Raw genomic sequence first — 15226 nt, forward strand, 5'->3', positions numbered from 1 at the left:
CAAATAGGCGGTGTGGTCCGACAGGCACGAGGTGAATGCTGGCCCAGAGATCATCGAAATGAGGTCCCGGTTCCCGAATCGCACCTCCAAGCGGTAGTCGCACGGGTACTGTCCGGTCAGGACCAGTTATCTGAACTGCGTTCTTGCAAAGCAAGGAGTGCCTCGTGCTCACAGGGTCGCCCAAACAGTTCGTCTCGATAGCAGTGACATGTGTTCTGGTCGGATATGTCGGCGCATGCGCATCGCCCGAAGCCCCTACACCGAATACTGCCGCGACGACCACCACGGCCGACGCCGGCACCGATTCCGTCTACGAACAGATATCGGCGCTGCTCGACGAGGCCAAAGAAGCCTTCGATTCGCCCGCGCGCACCTCCTCGGCGGGAAACACCGACAAGACCGTCGACAACCTCCAGGTAGTCGTCGACCGACTACTGGCTGCCCACGACCTCGCACCGTACCGGAGCGACCTGCTCTTCAGTGCCGCCTCCGCTCAGATCGCACGCGGCGACGTAGACGCCGCGCTCGGTCTGTACGACCAAGTGTTAGCGAACTCGCCGCACGACGTCGACGCACTGAGCTACCTCGCCGGGTGGACACGGTTCACGGGACAACCAGCTCGAGCCGCCGACTATCTCGATCGCGTGCGTCGGCAGGATCCCCAACGCGGTGCGCAATTGGACACCATGTTCGCCGCCATCGACAAAGCCGTTGGTACCCCGATCGACGAAAACCTGCCGAACCTTGATCCGAACGGTCTGTCGATCGTCACTCTCGGCTACGCCCTCGAGGATGACGGATCGATGGACCCGATCCTTGTCGAGCGTCTCGAGCGCACCAAAGAGGCCGCCGAACGGTGGCCCGACGTGCCGATCGTCGTCACTGGCGGCGTCGAGAAGTCCGGTCGCACAGAGGGGGAGTCGATGAAACAGTGGCTCGTCGACGAAGGTGTCGATGCCGCGCGGGTGCGCGATGAGAACTTTGCGAAGTCGACTGTCGAGAACGCTCTGTACGGTGTCCAATTGGTGGCCGGTTCCCGCTCGACCCACACGGTCATCATCAGCTCAGCAAGCCATGTACGGCGCGCAGAGACCATCTTCGACCTGGCCGCAGACGATGCGCTGCCGACCGACTTCCCCTTCGTCACGCTCGCCTCCGACACGCCGCCGGCCGAACTCGCGGTGCCCGGGGCCACCGAACTGCGATCAATCTACCGAGATGCGTTCAGCGTCAGTGGTTTGTGGAGCTACCGCAGCGCCCCATTACTGCAACGCTGAGGCCGCACGTACCCCGCGCATGCCGGTCAGCCCCCCGGATTTTCACCCCCATGACCTGGACCGCGGTAGGAGCGGTCTACGACCCCAGGTTCGTGGCGAGCGACCCGCAGCGACGGCCGATCCCGTCGGCATCAGCCCGCTACCGTCATGGGGTGACACCGAGACAGGACAGTACGTGAGCGGTTACAGCTACCAGTGGTCACTGTTCGCCGATTGGTGCGCTGCGGCCGACGTCGAGCCTCTACCTGCGTCGCCGATCACCCTGGCTGAGTTCCTCGCCGAAAATCCTGCCGGCGATGAGGCGCAGCTGCGCCGGGTTTCTGCGATCAATCGTGTTCACCTCGATGCCGGCCAGCCCGCTCCCGGACGAGTGACGTCGATTCGGATCGCACTGGACTCGGCACGTAGCGATCGAACGATCCGGCGTGCCGCGCAGTACCAGATCATCGCGGCCGGACTACCGACGTCCGGATCGACGGCCGCACTGTTCGGTCGCCGCGACGCCGTCCTCCTCATGCTCGCCGGAGCAGGCTTGTCCCACAAAGCCATTGCAAAACTCGACCGCACCGACATCACCACCAACGGCGACACTGTGTGGATCGGCGGCCGCCACCGAATCCGCATCGCCCCCAACGACGTCAGCAATGTCGAGCCGGCCACGATATGGCACCGGTGGCACACCGTCCTGCAATTCTCCGAGCACTACCCCTCGACGACGTTGCTATCGGAACATCTGCAACGCAACACTTTTCCCGACATGCCCGCATTGCCGCATCGCAGCGGTCCGGTCGCCGTGCCGATCGACCGGTGGGGCCACCTACCCCTGCCAGCCACGGCGATGACCGCCGCTGAAGTCGGAGTAGTGATCGGCAGGCACCGCACCGGCGCTTCTCCACTGCACACCCCACGCCGCCCCATCGTCAGACCCATCGACGGTGGTACCGATCCGTGTTACCCGATCGCCACGCCGGAGCCGGTATCTGCAGACCTCGACTCCGGGTACTACCGCTCGGGTGTCGAGGCACGTCGACGCGCTCACACGGCGCTGGCCGATTTACCGGACATAGTCGACGACGTCGAAGACCGCATCGAGCGCCTCCTACAACGCACCCTGCAGCTCCTCGACCCATCCACCAGCGGCGACAGCACTTGATGCGGCGCACTCACGATCTGGCACCCCGGCACCTTGGTCGTCGTCCAACTCGTCGAGCACAAAGATCGGATACCGCAACGTCGCCGCGGCACCTGGACCCAGAAAACCGCGACAGATGGCGTCTACGCCTCAGGCGTGGGCTCGACACCCGCCGCGCACGTCAACATCTCTCGACGGTGCGTAGCCACCGTTCAAGCATCGGCCGACATCGACACCGCAAGAGTGTCACGGTATTTGCTCCTGTGCCTGGTGCTGCTCGTCGACGTAGCACCGGGCGGATCTGCACCGAGTCACCGATCTATCGGAATGTATCTGAATGTATAAGACTAATTCTGATACGAATACATACAATCCGATAGTCTGAAGGCATCTCCATCGCCGCCGGCATACTCCCCGAATCGATGGCACCGCACCGTGACTCCTGCATACGCAAAGGACTCATCTGGTCGCCGGCCCGCGGCGTGGTTGCGTTCACCGTCCCCGAAATAGCGGACTTCATCCGCCGCCAACCCAACGCACCGGTCATCTGACCCCGACACCCAAGGACGTCGACTGGGCCGACATCGAGTACGTCGATCGCTCACGCCGCCCAGCATCCACGCAGCGCCACTGCACCAAGAGTCCAGTTCGGTCCGGCGTTGCAGCATCCAGCCGCACTGGAGGAGGGCCAGAGCGAGTAACGCGAACAAGGCCAGCGCTCGGTATCACCCTGAACTCGTGGCCGATACACGGTGCGTCAGAACGGGTCCGGTGGCCCGGTGTTCATCACGGCCAGGATGTAGTCGTGGTCGGGTGAATCGGCCGGGTGATCGTCGGCGACCGCGAACACCGACCGATCGGGCTCCGGCGGGGTGCGTGCCTCCTCGCGGGCTGCAAGCCATTCTCGCCAAACGATGCGTTCTGCGCGGTGGCGCACGATGCGGGCACGAACGGCAGACGTGAGGCCGTAGCGATGGCCGATGTCGTCTAGTTCCACGGGCCCGACACCGATGTAGGTGTTCTCGACCGTGAGCAGACCAGCGACGCGCAGATCCAATAAAGCCTCGTATCCGCTGGTCCGGCCCATCCCGATGGCGGTGAACAACTCATCCGGGGTCATAGGCTCTGCTGCGGCGAGGACTGCGTCGTAGAGGATGCGGTGACGCCAGCCGATGACACTCCACGCCGGGTGTACCGACTCCACTTCGGCTGGCCCTGCCACAGTGTCGATTACCGCCGCACGTCCCGCATGTGTGGGCACCAGTGCGTACCGATCAGGGTTCTGGCCGACTCCGCGTTCGATCAACAACAGCGGTGAGCCTTCCATGTCCCGCAGCCGCTCCAGAACGGACCACACCGTCGATTCGGGGAGCATGCCGGCGGCGATGGACAGTGACCGCCCACCGACACCGACAGTGGGGACGCCTTCCACTATCTGCCCTGACACTGCGGCAGCCCACGCCAGTGCCTGAACGACTGCATGGGTGGTCCAGCGATCCCGACGATGATGAAACTCGGAAGCGACCCAGGTTTGAGCGTGGGTAAGCCATAAACGAAGTACCGGATCATAGGTACCCCCTGTGTGCTTTTGCTTGTGCCCGATATCCCGGACTGGGTCAGGGAGTGTCGATGCAGCCCAATCGAGTGCGCGGGCAGTGTCGCGGCGGATGGCGCGTTCGGGTTCGGCGTAGCGGGCGTATGCGGCACGCACACCCGCCCATGCAGGCTCAGTAACGCGGGTCAGGATGTCGTTGGCGCTGGCACCGGCGAGGACTGCGTGGGTGATGACCGATTGGCGTGCTTCCGAGCGTGAGGGCCAGCGGCGGGTGTCGATGCGGCCGGTGCTGGCGAAGTCGAGGACGCAGCGAGGCGGCGGGGCGGAACGGCAGAAACGTGGGTGCAACCGGGCGTCATCGCTGCTGCCGAGGACGCGTTCAGTGGAAGTCTCGGCGCGGATGTGGGTGTCGATCGGGCTGGTGACCGTGCGGCCCGTTCCTCCGAGCAGGGCTTCGAGGCGCTGGAGTGTGCCGGCATCGGACCCGACGGTCAGGATGTCTGCCGCTGTAGCCGGGTCGAGGTCGACGAGGGTGCGGTAGCCACCTTCTTTGCACTGCGAGCCCGGCACGGTGATGCACCCGGTTTTGTGGTTGGTCATCGGTGTGATGTCCAACGTGGGAAGTCTCGCTGCAAGAAGACGTAGCAGTGGCCGTACTTCGCCGGCGGTGACTGTTCTTCCCGGTGCCAGCGGTATCAGCACGTGTCGGCCGCCGCTGGTCGATTGGTCGACGACGGCGCGGCCACCGCATTCGGTCAACCAGGCCAGCAGACGCGTCACGTCGGCCGCAACGGCGGCGTGACCGTGGTGTTTGGTGTCGAAGTCCAGGGCAACGATGCAGGCGCGCTCGCGTGAGAACAGCGGAACAGCGGAAGGCAGTGCCGGCCTTTTGACCGTCAGCGGCCCCGCGGACACGTATTTACGTGTCGTCGGGTCGTAGAGACGCATCGATCGGCGAGCAGCAATGGCCGGTGCGAATCGACGCCACAGCCGGTCCGCAGTCGCATCCGGGTGGACGACACGAGCATTCAATCTTGTACCTACTTCAGGGCACGATGTACCCTGAGACATGTCCGCCAAGACAGTCCCTTCGGGGAAAGCAACACAGAACGAGTCGCGAGCTAGTCACTCGCTTCTCTGACTTCAGAAGCCCTCGGCCCGCACGCCGGGGGTTTTTGTCATCTCAAGGTGCTGCGTAGATTTAGTTGGACTAAGACCCGAATGTCGATTCAGGTCGAGACGGCTACGCAGTCAAGGGCAGTACCCCCTGTTCATGCGCGCGATTCAGTTCGCGCGCAAGATCTTCGCGGTCGCTGGCAATCGCGATCAGATCAGCGACGTACTGACTCAGAGATGTCGCACCAGCCGAGCTTCGCTGCGCCTTGAGCGTGTCAATCAGCTCCGACGGCAGTCGGACAGTCAGTGACGTCCGGTCACCCTTACTGGGCATCGGCATGGCACGGCCTCCTTCGTCTACTTCCGCGGTCCCAACCGGTGTCTATCCTGAACCAGAATCATTTTCGAAGCGTTGAGACACGCCGAGGAAGTCACCAGGAATTACACCTCTGTCATTCAAACGGTCTTCACGCGCTGCCGGTCCACTCTCGCAGCTGCGTCACATAATGGCCGTCGACCAAAGTCTGTGGACGTGGTGGACACTATCTGGCATGGAGATCGCCCAAACCATCTCGAAGACTCTGCCTCATCCGCGCTACCGGTTGCCGTTTGCCGGAGACATCGTTGGCCTCGATACTGCCAAGCCGGTTCAGAAAGAGATGGCAATGGCCACCGAGCTAGGGGGGATCTACGAACGCAAGATTTTCGGCCACCGACTCGTGGTCGTCTCGGAACCGGAGCTTGTCGCGGAAGTGAACGACGAGAAGTACTGGGCAAAATTTCTCGCCCTGCCACATCGCAAGCTACGCGCCATCGGCGAAGACGGTCTGTTCACCGCGTTCAACTCGGAGCCGAACTGGCATAGCGCGCATGCTGTTTTAGGGCCGGCGTTCAGCAAAGGGGCCATGCGCGGTTACCACGAAGCCATGCAGGAATCAGTCAACGAACTTCTGACCTCGTGGGATAGCGGATCTGGTCCGGTAGACGCCTACGACGAGTGCTCAAAGCTGACCTTCGACGTGATCGGGCGTTGCGCCCTGTCGCATGATTTTGGCTCGTTTCGCCAGGCCGTACCCTTTGCGGACGCCATCGCTCGCGTCCTTCACTATGTGAACAAGTCATCGAACGATGTGCCGATCATCCGCTCTGTCTTAGGACGAAGGGCGACGAGGCAGCACGATGAGGACCTCCAGTTCATACGCCACACTGTCGACTCCCTGATCGAACAGCGAATGGCCCAGCCTGACTCCAGCAAAACATCTCCGGATCTGCTCGAACATATGCTCAGCACGCCAGACCCCGATACGGGCGACAGACTGGCCCTGGAGAACATCCGCAATCAGATCATCACTTTTTTGATCGCGGGGAACGAGACAACAGCATCGACCATCGCCTTTGCGTTGCATTTCCTGAGCACGCGGCCCGATGAGATGCAGCGGATACGGGCCGAAGTTGACGCCGTCGCTCCTGATGGCACCGACATCGAGTTCGAGAATGTACCCAAGCTGCGACGGACACGACATGTAGTCGACGAAACTCTCCGCTTGTGGCCCGCTGCACCCGGCTACTTCCGCAAGGCTCGTGAGCGCGGAGCAACTTCGCTGGGCGGGTACGAGGTACCGGAGGGTTGGGTGTTTGTTCTCCTTCCACAGCTGCATCGCTCACCGGAGTGGGGGCCAGAGGCAGACAAGTTCAACCCCGACCGGTTCGCCACAGGCCAGGCCAGCGACACCAACCGCCGCATCTACAAGCCTTGGGGCACTGGTCTGCGAGCGTGTATCGGCCGCCAATTCGCCTTACACGAGGCGGTGCTTGCGTTGGCGTCCATCGCTCGTCGGTACGAGATTCGGGCAGACCCCGGTTACCAGCTCGATGTGCGCGAAGCAGTGACAATGAGGCCACACGGCGTCAGACTTTCTGTTTCGCGGCGGCTGTGACTGTACCGTCGTCGGTCTAAGTCGATCAGGAGGGGGAACCTGTGGACACCGTGAACAGCTGGCACCTGGTGGAAACTCTGGTGCCGGGACAGATGACAGTCATCAGTACTGGGGGGAAGGTCCGAGATTGGACCAAAATCGATCGCTTGTCACCTGGGCCTGAGTTCGATCTACCTGGTTTTCTGGAACTCACGCGCAGTTCTCGCGCCCAGCAAGATGTGCTCTTCAAAGGCCGTCGGCGTGAAGCTCGCATACGCGCAGTACCAGTTCTGGGGCCGTCAGGGGAAACCCACGGCATACAGGTCTGGGTGGGGGACCCGGAGGTCGAACCCGATCCTGTGCGCATCGTTTCCGGAATAGCCTGGCTACTCGAACGCACCGTCATCGAGCAGACAGTCGAGGCTTCCGCGATGTCCGGCGTCTCTGCTGCTGATCACGTACCAGAACGAACCCCGGCTGAGTACAACGCCAAGGCTGTCAAATTCGATGGGTCCGAGGAGTTGTTCGCCCAGGCGTTGGTTCCTACACACGGTCAGAAGTGGGAGGGCCCGATGTCCGTTCTCCACGCAGATGGCCGAATCATGCGTTGGCATTGCTGGGGGAGGGGGAGAACTGACCCTCCCAACGTCGGCCTCAGGCTGCTATGGCACGACGTGACAGACACAACGGAACCCGACAAACCGACATTGGCTGAGCTGGGAATGCCGAGCGGCCTCGAGAGCGGTGGAACACGCATCGCTGTATTCGACGGCCGAACCGGGATTTTGACAATGTGGTTACCGGAAGCTCCAACCTGGGTGAAATGGCGTGACCTCACAAGCGGCTGTGGCGTGTTGCACGACGACGACCGAGCGACACTGTCAGACGCTCTGGAAAAGTGGACTCACGATACGTCACCTGTGTCAGCTGATGTACGCGTCCGTGCAATCGACGGCGGCGACGCGACCGGCTGGAAGTGGCAGCAAACCCGACTCGAACTAAGGCCCTACCCTGGACAGCTTGGTGACCGGCTGGTCCTTGCGGTGCTCCCCGCGCTACAACCTTCCGAGCAGGTGCTCGAGGTTCCCACTCCCTAACTGATCGTGATAGCTTCGCCCTCGGCACCTTCCGCTCTCCCGAAGAGTTGAAGATTTCCTGTCGGCCGCATGGCCCTCAGACGCAGCCTTTGAGCACCACGTGGAACATATTTCACGTGGCTAACAAGCACGCGTCTTGGAGCCAGAATGTCGATCCAGAGTCAGGTCCCTACTCAGGCCGGTTCGCCCCGTGGCCGCTTCCGCACACGCTCGTATGCCTCGCTGACCCGTTGCGCCGGGTACCCCAACGCTTCCGCTATCTGGCGGGCGGCCGGCGCGCTCAGTTTGCTCTGCCCGCGCTCGAGCGCCCCGATGTACTGGCTACTGACGCCGATTTCGCTCGCGAGCATCCCCTGGGTCAGCCCCCTGGATATTCGCAGATCACCGAGGTATTCCTCGTCCTCCGGCACTGAGACGAAATCGCTGATCTCGCACCCGAATTCCTTAGCGCATCGAGCAAGAGTGTCTATACGGGGATGGGACTGGCCTCGCTCCCATTGTGAGTACGTCGTCAAAGCCACTCCGAGAACGCGCGCAACCTCGGCACCACTCAGCTTGAGTTCAATTCGTCGTGCCCGCAGCTTGTCAGGTGCGAAACCACGCAACCGACGCCTCACCGATGGAACCTCACGAGAGGACACGATGCCACTTGTCCCAATTCGGTAGCACATAAAGCATGTTTTGATGCTAGTGTATAGATACAGTTGTTTAGACGATGCAACTGAGGTTCACCCCCGGGGCGTCGGCAGAGCAAGATTCGGCTTACAGACGCACACCGCATCAACCACAGCGTCTACGCATCACTGATGCGCCAAAGAAAGCGAGAAGCCGACTGGCTCAGAGTAACTCGAATTAGCAGACTCCAGATGCGCCGTGATTGGTCGTCCCGAAACGCATCCGGAGTCCCCTCCACCTACAGAACAAAGCCCCAATATCGGGCCCAACTTGTATCCGCAGGGGCTCTCCCAGCCTATGCGGATCTAGCAGAACCGCAATCGGATCGGAGACACCTATGACATCTGTCGCGCAACCGCGAACGTTACATCCGGGCTCCACCTGCAATCCCGGCATCGCCCTCTGCCCCTCGGTCAACGACCGTGTTGCGGGCCTGGCCGTGTGTTCGCTCCCAGCCGTGCCCCACCACAGCCACCACAGGCTGATCTGCGAAGAGACGGGCGCGGTGATTGGTGAATGGACTGACGCCAATGCGACGTTCCTGGAACCACTCCCACGGTCTCCGCTCTTCAGCCACGTGGCCTAGTACCCCCAATCTCGACTGACGCCTGAAGAGGCGATCAGTCGCGAGGGTCTACGCGGCGAACTCACTGCACTGAGGCTCCCGTGTAGCCCCTCAATTGGTGGACCGGCGCGAGGGTCGCATGGTGACGCTTCGACCTCATCGTGTGCCGAACTGCGCTACCCCGCCGGGACATCGAACACATTCCACAACTCCTTACTAACAGAAAGGAATACGCCCGATGCCTTGGATCTTCTCGCAGCTCTGGTTCTGGCTCGGCCTACTGGGCTGAGTGCTCGTGGATGCCAGCGTGCAACGGACGCCCGCTGGCATCCACTCCCAAGGCATCACCCGTCGTCCGCGCTGAGGGTTCGCCCGAAGGCTGACCCTCGTTTTCGGTCGTTCCCCAGCGCGGACGGTGGTGGTTCCACCATCAACCACTCCTGTCACACATCACCCAATACCGCTGCATCACAGCGGCTTACGAAAGGCACAGCCACACAATGTCTCCTCAGCAAGGAATTAGTGGGCGTCACCGCCGCCGCAGGGACCGGGCTCTCGTTCTCACTGCCGTTCCCGTGGCCGTCGCCCTCGCGTGGGGCACCGCGACCGCACACGCAGCACCGCAGGACTTCGTCACCGCACCCGACACCGCCCAGTCCGGAACCACCGACACCACTCCCGTCGCGCCGCCGCCGGCCCCGACCCAGGAACGCCAGTTCCTGCCCGGCTACCAGGCCTCACCTCAGGTCCAGCAGTCCCAGTGGCGTAGCTACGACGACTACCGGTCCGGTAATCAGCAGTCCTCGTACCAGAACACCTACTACGAGACCACTCCCGCGCCGCAGGCTGCGCCGACCGAGGCACCGCCCGCCCTGCAAGCGACCCCGCCGCCTCCACCGCCTGTCCCGACTGTGCAGCGCAAGATCATCGCTCCGATCGACGCACCCGACGGCTACGTCCTCGTCGGTGGCGAACTCGTACCGTACGACCCGAACGTGCTGGACCGGAACTTGGTCGAACAGTTCAACAACACCGGAGCCGCTGTACAGGCCGACGGCGGAAACTGGCTCGTGGACAACGGCTTCGCCGACGCACCCCGCGCCGACCGCATCGCCGCCGGCACCGCCACGGGTGTGTTGACCGGTGGCGCTGTCGGCCTCGCCGCATCCGCCGTCCCGGCCGCCGTGATCACCGGCACCGCAGCCGCCATCGGCGGCGCACTCGGCGTCGCCGCCACCACAGGCACCGGCGCGATCGTCTGGGGCGGACCTGTCGGCTGGGTCTTCATTCCCGGCGCGGCTGCACTCGCAGGAGCAGGCGTCGGTGCTGCCCTGTCGGCACCGATCGTACTGGGCCTGACCGGCACCGGCGCTGCCATCGGCGGCATCCTCGGTGCCACCGTGCTCGGCGGCGAGCAGCAAATCATCGAAGAGCCCGCCCCGCTACCGGCACCCGAGAGCGTCCCAGCGGCCTCTGCTGCGCCGCTGCTTGTCGAGGCCTCCGGTACCCAGAACACGGTCGACACCACCGTCTGGCAGGCAATCAGTGCTGCACCGGTATGGACCGAACCCGCCTACGAGCAGGTTCAGCAGTTCTCCTCGACGGTGCTCGAGCAGCCCGCCGTTGCTGACACGGTAGCCGCGGTGAACACCGCCGTCGCACCGGTTCTCGACCAGGCGAACGCCGCACTTGCAGGCCTGAACCTCGCGATCTGATCTCCGGGTGCAGCCCGACCACTACCGGTGGGCGGGCTGTATCCGAAGGTTCGATCCCGTTCCTGCATTTCGACACTCGGAAAGGCCCTGTTGTGGCACCTCGAGAGACCCCCGACGACAGCTCCGATGATTGGTTCGCCGACCCTGTCGTCGCCGACACAGAGACTGCCGCTGCAGCGTCCGAGCGCAGACTGACCGTCCTGACCGACCAGCACAACACCGACGACGATCCCGACGACGACTGGTTCGCAGGCGACTCTGCGGAGGACATGGGCACCGCCCGGCCAGCGGATGGATACAGCTCCTTCGACGAACGGACCTCTCTACTTCGCACTGGAGGCCCCTACACCGCGCAAACGCCGCCCCCACGGTCGTGGTGGCGACGCCACCGCGCCGCTGTCGCCGTCACGATTGCCCTCACGGTCCTGGTCGGAGGAGGCTTGGGAGCAGCTCTGGTCCTCACCGGTGTCGGTGACGAACCGCAGGCCCCTGCCGCTCTGCTTCCCGCCGACATCGTCACCCCCACAACCCTTCCCACATCGGCGGCCCCCGCTGCCGCCGGTGCCGCCGCCGCCGATGTCACCTGGTGCAAGGGCCAAGCCGACGGTGACCCGGTCACCGAAGACAGTGACGACCCTGGCGCGGTGGCGATCTGGCGGTTCGAGAAGGCCTTTTACTTCGACCGCGACGGTGCCGCAGCCCGCGCAGCAGGTGCACCGGACGCGGTGATGGCGTCCGCGCAGAGACTCCAGCAGGGGATCGACCAGCTCGAACCCGACATCGAGTTCTGTGTCCTGGCCGACCCGATCGACGCCGGGATCTACGACGTCACCGTCGTCGAACGCGGACCCGGCATCGACGGCCGCATGAGCCGCCAACGGATCACCACCACCGAGCAGCAGGACGGCACAACGCTCATCTCCGCCATCGTCCCGCGCTGACCCCTTATGACCAGGCACATCCGCTGGACCCCACCGAAGAAGAGAGAAACCGTGCACACATCCATCGACCAGGTTCGCCGCCTCACTCCGCGCCTGCTCGCCGCCACCGCAGCGATGACGGTCGCGGTCTCCGCCAGCGGCGTCGCGGCCGCGCAGCCCTCCGCCACTCCCACCCCGTCAGGATCGACGACCACCAGCCAATCCAGCACCGACGGCAACTGCCCGGTACTGCATCTCGTCGTCGTCCCCGGCACCACCGAGATCGACGAGAACTCCTCACCCGACACCGATTCGGGCTTCTTCTCCCGCCTGACCGTCCCGGCGATGCGTGATGCGAACTCCGGCGACGGACCCGCTCTCGAACGCAGCTACGTCCCGTACCCGGCGAGTTTCGGCGGCAAACCCGGCGATCGCTCCGCCGTTCCCTACGCCCAGTCAGTCGACATCGGCGTCGAGAACACCACCAAGATGATCTCCGACATCGCCGCACGCTGCCCCGGCACCAAAGTCTTCCTCTCCGGCTACTCCCAGGGCGGCGAGGTCGCCGCCCAAGTCACCCGCGACATCGGGGCAGGAACCGGACCCGTCGACGCCGACCACTTCGCCGGCGCAGCACTGTTCTCCGACCCCACCCGCGCCGAAGGTGAAGACGTCATCGCCGGCGGCGGCTCCACCCCCGCCCCGGCACCGGGAACGAGCGGTGCAGCAGTGGACACCGTCCAACTCGCCCCAGCCGTCGCCGCAGCCGCCCCCGCAGGCGGCGGTATCGCACCGACACCGAAAATCGCCGGATTCGGAGCAGTCTCCGACCGGGTCGCCTCGTACTGCACCGCAGGCGATCTCGCGTGCGACACCCCCATCGACGCCCCCGCAGCCAAGCTGGTGGCATCCATTGCCGGACAGTCCTCGATGGACACCCGCGACCCCGTCCGGATCCTCACCGACGTCTCCACCGCCGTCGGACGCACCGCCCTGATGACCGGCGCGTCGGTGATCAACGACAACATCGACTTCGACTCCAAGGCAGGCCGGTTCGAGGTCAACTCGTCGTCGGAAACGGTGCTGTCGAAGATGGCGAAGTACTCCGACCCCTCCGCCACCACGACAGACGAGATGATCGACGAAGCGGTCGGTGCGGTCACCAAGATCGCCGGCATGGCCATCGGCGCGGCGATCACCGTCGCCAAGGACGTCATCACCCCCGAGACCATCGGCCAGCTTGCCACCGTCGGTCTGACCAACCCACCCGCAGCCCTCGGCATACTCGCCACCAAAGTGCTGTCCTCGGCGGTCAAGCTCGTGCCCCCAGCCACGATCGACTCGGCCGTCGACGTCGCGTTCGAGGAAGTGTCGAACACCATCGACGAGAACGCCGGTCTCGCGCAGCTCGTCACCGACACCTCGTACTGGAACACCGCCACCAAACACGGCTCCTACGACAGTGTTCCGGTCGGATCCAAAGGTGAAACCCCCGTCGAGCTGACCGTGCGGTGGATCGTCGCACTCGCCGCTGACCTGACCGGCGATCAGAGCCTCGCCGACAAGGTCGGGGCAGTGATCAAACAGGGTGCGGCCCTGTTCGCCACCACCGACACCGTCCGCAGTGCCGGCAGCATCCTCGCCGCCCACGCCACCGTCGGAGCCACCGGAACCGCCACGACGACCCCCTCTGTTTCTGCCGCTGTGCCGACCACCGTCTCACCAACCACCACTCGGTGACCGAGAACGCCGGAGAAGGAGGTGCGCCCGAGATGGCCGCACAACCAGCTGAGCACCATGACTATTACCGAGACGACGACGTGTCGGTCACCCCGGCCGGGCTGCGGATACCGCCGCCCGAACGCCGAGCACCGATTTACGACGACCCGGTTGCAGTCCACGGTCGCCCGCCCGTGATGTGGCTCCTCGCCGCTCACGGGCGCTCCGGCGCAGGCACACTCGCGCAGATCTGGGCCCCGGCGGGCGATGCTCGCCGGGGCTGGCCCGCAGCCGACCGGCACCGCAACGTCGTGGTCGTGTGCCGTACGGACCGGGCCGGCCTCGACGCTGCCCACGATCTTCTCCTGCAAGCTCAGGCCGGCCTCGTCGGCGACTGCACTCTCCTCGGACTGGTCCTTGTTCCCGACGCCCCCGGCCCACTCCCCAAGACCCTGCGCCGATGGGCGGACGTCGTGGCCTCCGCAGCACCAGCGGTGTGGCGGATCCCGTACGTCGAGGATCTGCGCACCCACAGACAGAACGAACTCGCGATCTGGACCCCCACCGAACCAGACCCGCCCCCACCAGGGCGGATGCGCGCCCCCGCCCCCTCTACGACCAGCCCACACCACGAACTCGCCGCGATCGGTCGGGAAATCTTCACCGCCGCCCGCAATGCGTCAGGCCACTGAACCGCACCCTCTCAACCAACACCCAAGGAGAACACCATGATTGCCAGCCTCACCGCATCGACGACCACATTCCTCGCGCAGAACATCGGCGACGTCAGCCCCCAAGCACCGGACGGCCCCACCGGGGACAAGATCTTGACCCTGCTGTCCTGGCTGATGTGGGGATGCATCATCGCTGCCGTCGCCGGAATCATGATCTGCGGCGCGATGCTCGCGTACGAGAAGATCTCCGGCGGCGGGCAAGGCGGCAACGCGACCGGCAAACTCGTCGGCGGACTGTTCGGGTCCATCGTCATCGGTGGTGCCGCAGGCCTGGTCAACATGCTCGTCCTATGACCATCGTGAACTGGACTCTGTGGGGTCTGATCATTGCTTCGATTGTCGGAGTCATGGTCGGCGGCGGTGAGCTTGCGTACGACCAATTCAGGGGCCGCTGGTGTCAGGCCAACCAGCGGGCCACCGGACTGCTGTATGCGTCGATACTGCTCGGATTCGTTGCTGGAGTGGCGAATACGGTGGCCACGGCGGCGATGACATGAACACCGACATGCTCGCGCAACCACCGACCTCACCGGTCGAGTGGCCCGACGAGGTGTGGCAGCCGATCATGACGGGCCTGTCGTGGCTGCTCTGGTTCGCCATCGTCACCTGCATCGCAGCACTGTTCGTGTGCGGGGCGGTGTTCGTCAACCAACGCAAATCCACCGGAACACAGATGGTCGAGGACGCCACCCTGGCACGGATCCTGATCTGTGCCGCCATCATCGGATCCGCATCCGGAATCGCCCAAGCCGTACTCGCCTGAGAACCCCGACATTCCCTGCGCCCGAACTGCATCGACCCGAAA

15 protein-coding genes are annotated in these 15226 nt (G+C 64.0%); 12 read left to right on the forward strand and 3 right to left on the reverse strand.

Annotation, left to right across the window (positions count from 1 at the left end; translation table 11 throughout):
- Nucleotides 1-164 precede the first annotated feature (164 nt).
- The 3 genes from CH285_RS12605 (at nt 165) to CH285_RS28380 (ending at nt 2960) form a co-directional block, all read left to right on the forward strand.
- Nucleotides 165-1277, forward strand: coding sequence for a YdcF family protein (locus tag CH285_RS12605; protein WP_176458466.1), 1113 nt, complete (start codon nt 165-167; stop codon nt 1275-1277).
- Between the two features lie 175 nt (nt 1278-1452).
- The gene (locus CH285_RS12610; RefSeq protein WP_094642628.1) at nt 1453-2430 is read left to right on the forward strand and encodes a hypothetical protein; all 978 of its coding nucleotides are present in this window, start codon (nt 1453-1455) and stop codon (nt 2428-2430) included.
- Nucleotides 2431-2831: 401 nt separating this feature from the next.
- Nucleotides 2832-2960, forward strand: a complete 129-nt coding sequence (locus CH285_RS28380; RefSeq protein ID WP_255032426.1) for a hypothetical protein — start codon at nt 2832-2834, stop codon at nt 2958-2960.
- 206 nt (nt 2961-3166) lie between these two features.
- On the opposite strand, the gene CH285_RS12625 is transcribed toward CH285_RS28380, so the two are convergent.
- Both CH285_RS12625 and CH285_RS12630 read right to left on the reverse strand, forming a co-directional pair.
- Entirely contained in the window at nt 3167-4996 is a 1830-nt protein-coding gene (locus tag CH285_RS12625) for a hypothetical protein (RefSeq protein WP_141214934.1), read from the reverse strand.
- Nucleotides 4997-5207: 211 nt separating this feature from the next.
- Nucleotides 5208-5420, reverse strand: a complete 213-nt coding sequence (locus tag CH285_RS12630) for a hypothetical protein (RefSeq protein ID WP_032370879.1) — start codon at nt 5418-5420, stop codon at nt 5208-5210.
- Between the two features lie 211 nt (nt 5421-5631).
- On the opposite strand from CH285_RS12630, the gene CH285_RS12635 reads away from it, so the two are divergent.
- Together CH285_RS12635 and CH285_RS12640 are read left to right on the forward strand one after the other, a co-directional pair.
- On the forward strand, nt 5632-7017 hold the full coding sequence (locus CH285_RS12635; RefSeq protein WP_032370878.1) for a cytochrome P450: 1386 nt from the start codon (nt 5632-5634) through the stop codon (nt 7015-7017).
- A 41-nt stretch (nt 7018-7058) separates the two neighbouring features.
- The gene (locus tag CH285_RS12640; protein ID WP_052057167.1) at nt 7059-8093 is read left to right on the forward strand and encodes a GAF domain-containing protein; all 1035 of its coding nucleotides are present in this window, start codon (nt 7059-7061) and stop codon (nt 8091-8093) included.
- Between the two features lie 173 nt (nt 8094-8266).
- Here CH285_RS12640 and CH285_RS12645 read toward each other — a convergent pair whose 3' ends face one another.
- Nucleotides 8267-8764, reverse strand: coding sequence for a helix-turn-helix transcriptional regulator (locus CH285_RS12645; RefSeq protein WP_080731984.1), 498 nt, complete (start codon nt 8762-8764; stop codon nt 8267-8269).
- A gap of 1144 nt (nt 8765-9908) precedes the next feature.
- On the opposite strand from CH285_RS12645, the gene CH285_RS12650 reads away from it, so the two are divergent.
- The 7 genes from CH285_RS12650 (at nt 9909) to CH285_RS12680 (ending at nt 15184) form a co-directional block, all read left to right on the forward strand.
- Nucleotides 9909-11048: a hypothetical protein gene (locus CH285_RS12650; protein ID WP_255032425.1), complete on the forward strand. Its 1140-nt coding sequence runs from the start codon at nt 9909-9911 to the stop codon at nt 11046-11048.
- A 92-nt stretch (nt 11049-11140) separates the two neighbouring features.
- Nucleotides 11141-11989, forward strand: coding sequence for a hypothetical protein (locus CH285_RS12655; RefSeq protein ID WP_094642631.1), 849 nt, complete (start codon nt 11141-11143; stop codon nt 11987-11989).
- A gap of 51 nt (nt 11990-12040) precedes the next feature.
- The gene (locus CH285_RS12660; RefSeq protein WP_255032424.1) at nt 12041-13708 is read left to right on the forward strand and encodes a cutinase family protein; all 1668 of its coding nucleotides are present in this window, start codon (nt 12041-12043) and stop codon (nt 13706-13708) included.
- A 32-nt stretch (nt 13709-13740) separates the two neighbouring features.
- Nucleotides 13741-14379 (forward strand): DUF6668 family protein, encoded by a 639-nt coding sequence (locus CH285_RS12665; protein WP_094642709.1) that lies wholly within the window; start codon nt 13741-13743, stop codon nt 14377-14379.
- A gap of 36 nt (nt 14380-14415) precedes the next feature.
- Nucleotides 14416-14715, forward strand: a complete 300-nt coding sequence (locus CH285_RS12670; protein ID WP_051364808.1) for a hypothetical protein — start codon at nt 14416-14418, stop codon at nt 14713-14715.
- The gene (locus CH285_RS12675; RefSeq protein ID WP_094642633.1) at nt 14712-14918 is read left to right on the forward strand and encodes a hypothetical protein; all 207 of its coding nucleotides are present in this window, start codon (nt 14712-14714) and stop codon (nt 14916-14918) included. Before CH285_RS12670 ends, CH285_RS12675 begins: the two co-directional genes overlap by 4 nt.
- Complete coding sequence (locus tag CH285_RS12680; protein ID WP_094642634.1) at nt 14915-15184, forward strand: hypothetical protein; 270 nt, start codon at nt 14915-14917, stop codon at nt 15182-15184. Before CH285_RS12675 ends, CH285_RS12680 begins: the two co-directional genes overlap by 4 nt.
- Nucleotides 15185-15226 lie beyond the last annotated feature (42 nt).

This window comes from Rhodococcus sp. 05-2256-B1, from assembly GCF_002258465.1.
Taxonomy (GTDB): Bacteria; Actinomycetota; Actinomycetes; order Mycobacteriales; family Mycobacteriaceae; genus Rhodococcoides; species Rhodococcoides fascians.

Excerpts from the sequence above, each read along its gene's own strand:
- CH285_RS12630 (WP_032370879.1), bottom strand. The coding sequence starts at position 5,420 with ATGCCGATGCCCAGTAAGGGTGACCGGACGTCACTGACTGTCCGACTG.
- CH285_RS12645 (WP_080731984.1), bottom strand. The coding sequence starts at position 8,764 with ATGTGCTACCGAATTGGGACAAGTGGCATCGTGTCCTCTCGTGAGGTT.
- CH285_RS28380 (WP_255032426.1), top strand. The coding sequence starts at position 2,832 with ATGGCACCGCACCGTGACTCCTGCATACGCAAAGGACTCATCTGGTCG.
- CH285_RS12665 (WP_094642709.1), top strand. The coding sequence starts at position 13,741 with ATGGCCGCACAACCAGCTGAGCACCATGACTATTACCGAGACGACGAC.
- CH285_RS12680 (WP_094642634.1), top strand. The coding sequence starts at position 14,915 with ATGAACACCGACATGCTCGCGCAACCACCGACCTCACCGGTCGAGTGG.
- CH285_RS12670 (WP_051364808.1), top strand. The coding sequence starts at position 14,416 with ATGATTGCCAGCCTCACCGCATCGACGACCACATTCCTCGCGCAGAAC.
- CH285_RS12635 (WP_032370878.1), top strand. The coding sequence starts at position 5,632 with ATGGAGATCGCCCAAACCATCTCGAAGACTCTGCCTCATCCGCGCTAC.
- CH285_RS12675 (WP_094642633.1), top strand. The coding sequence starts at position 14,712 with ATGACCATCGTGAACTGGACTCTGTGGGGTCTGATCATTGCTTCGATT.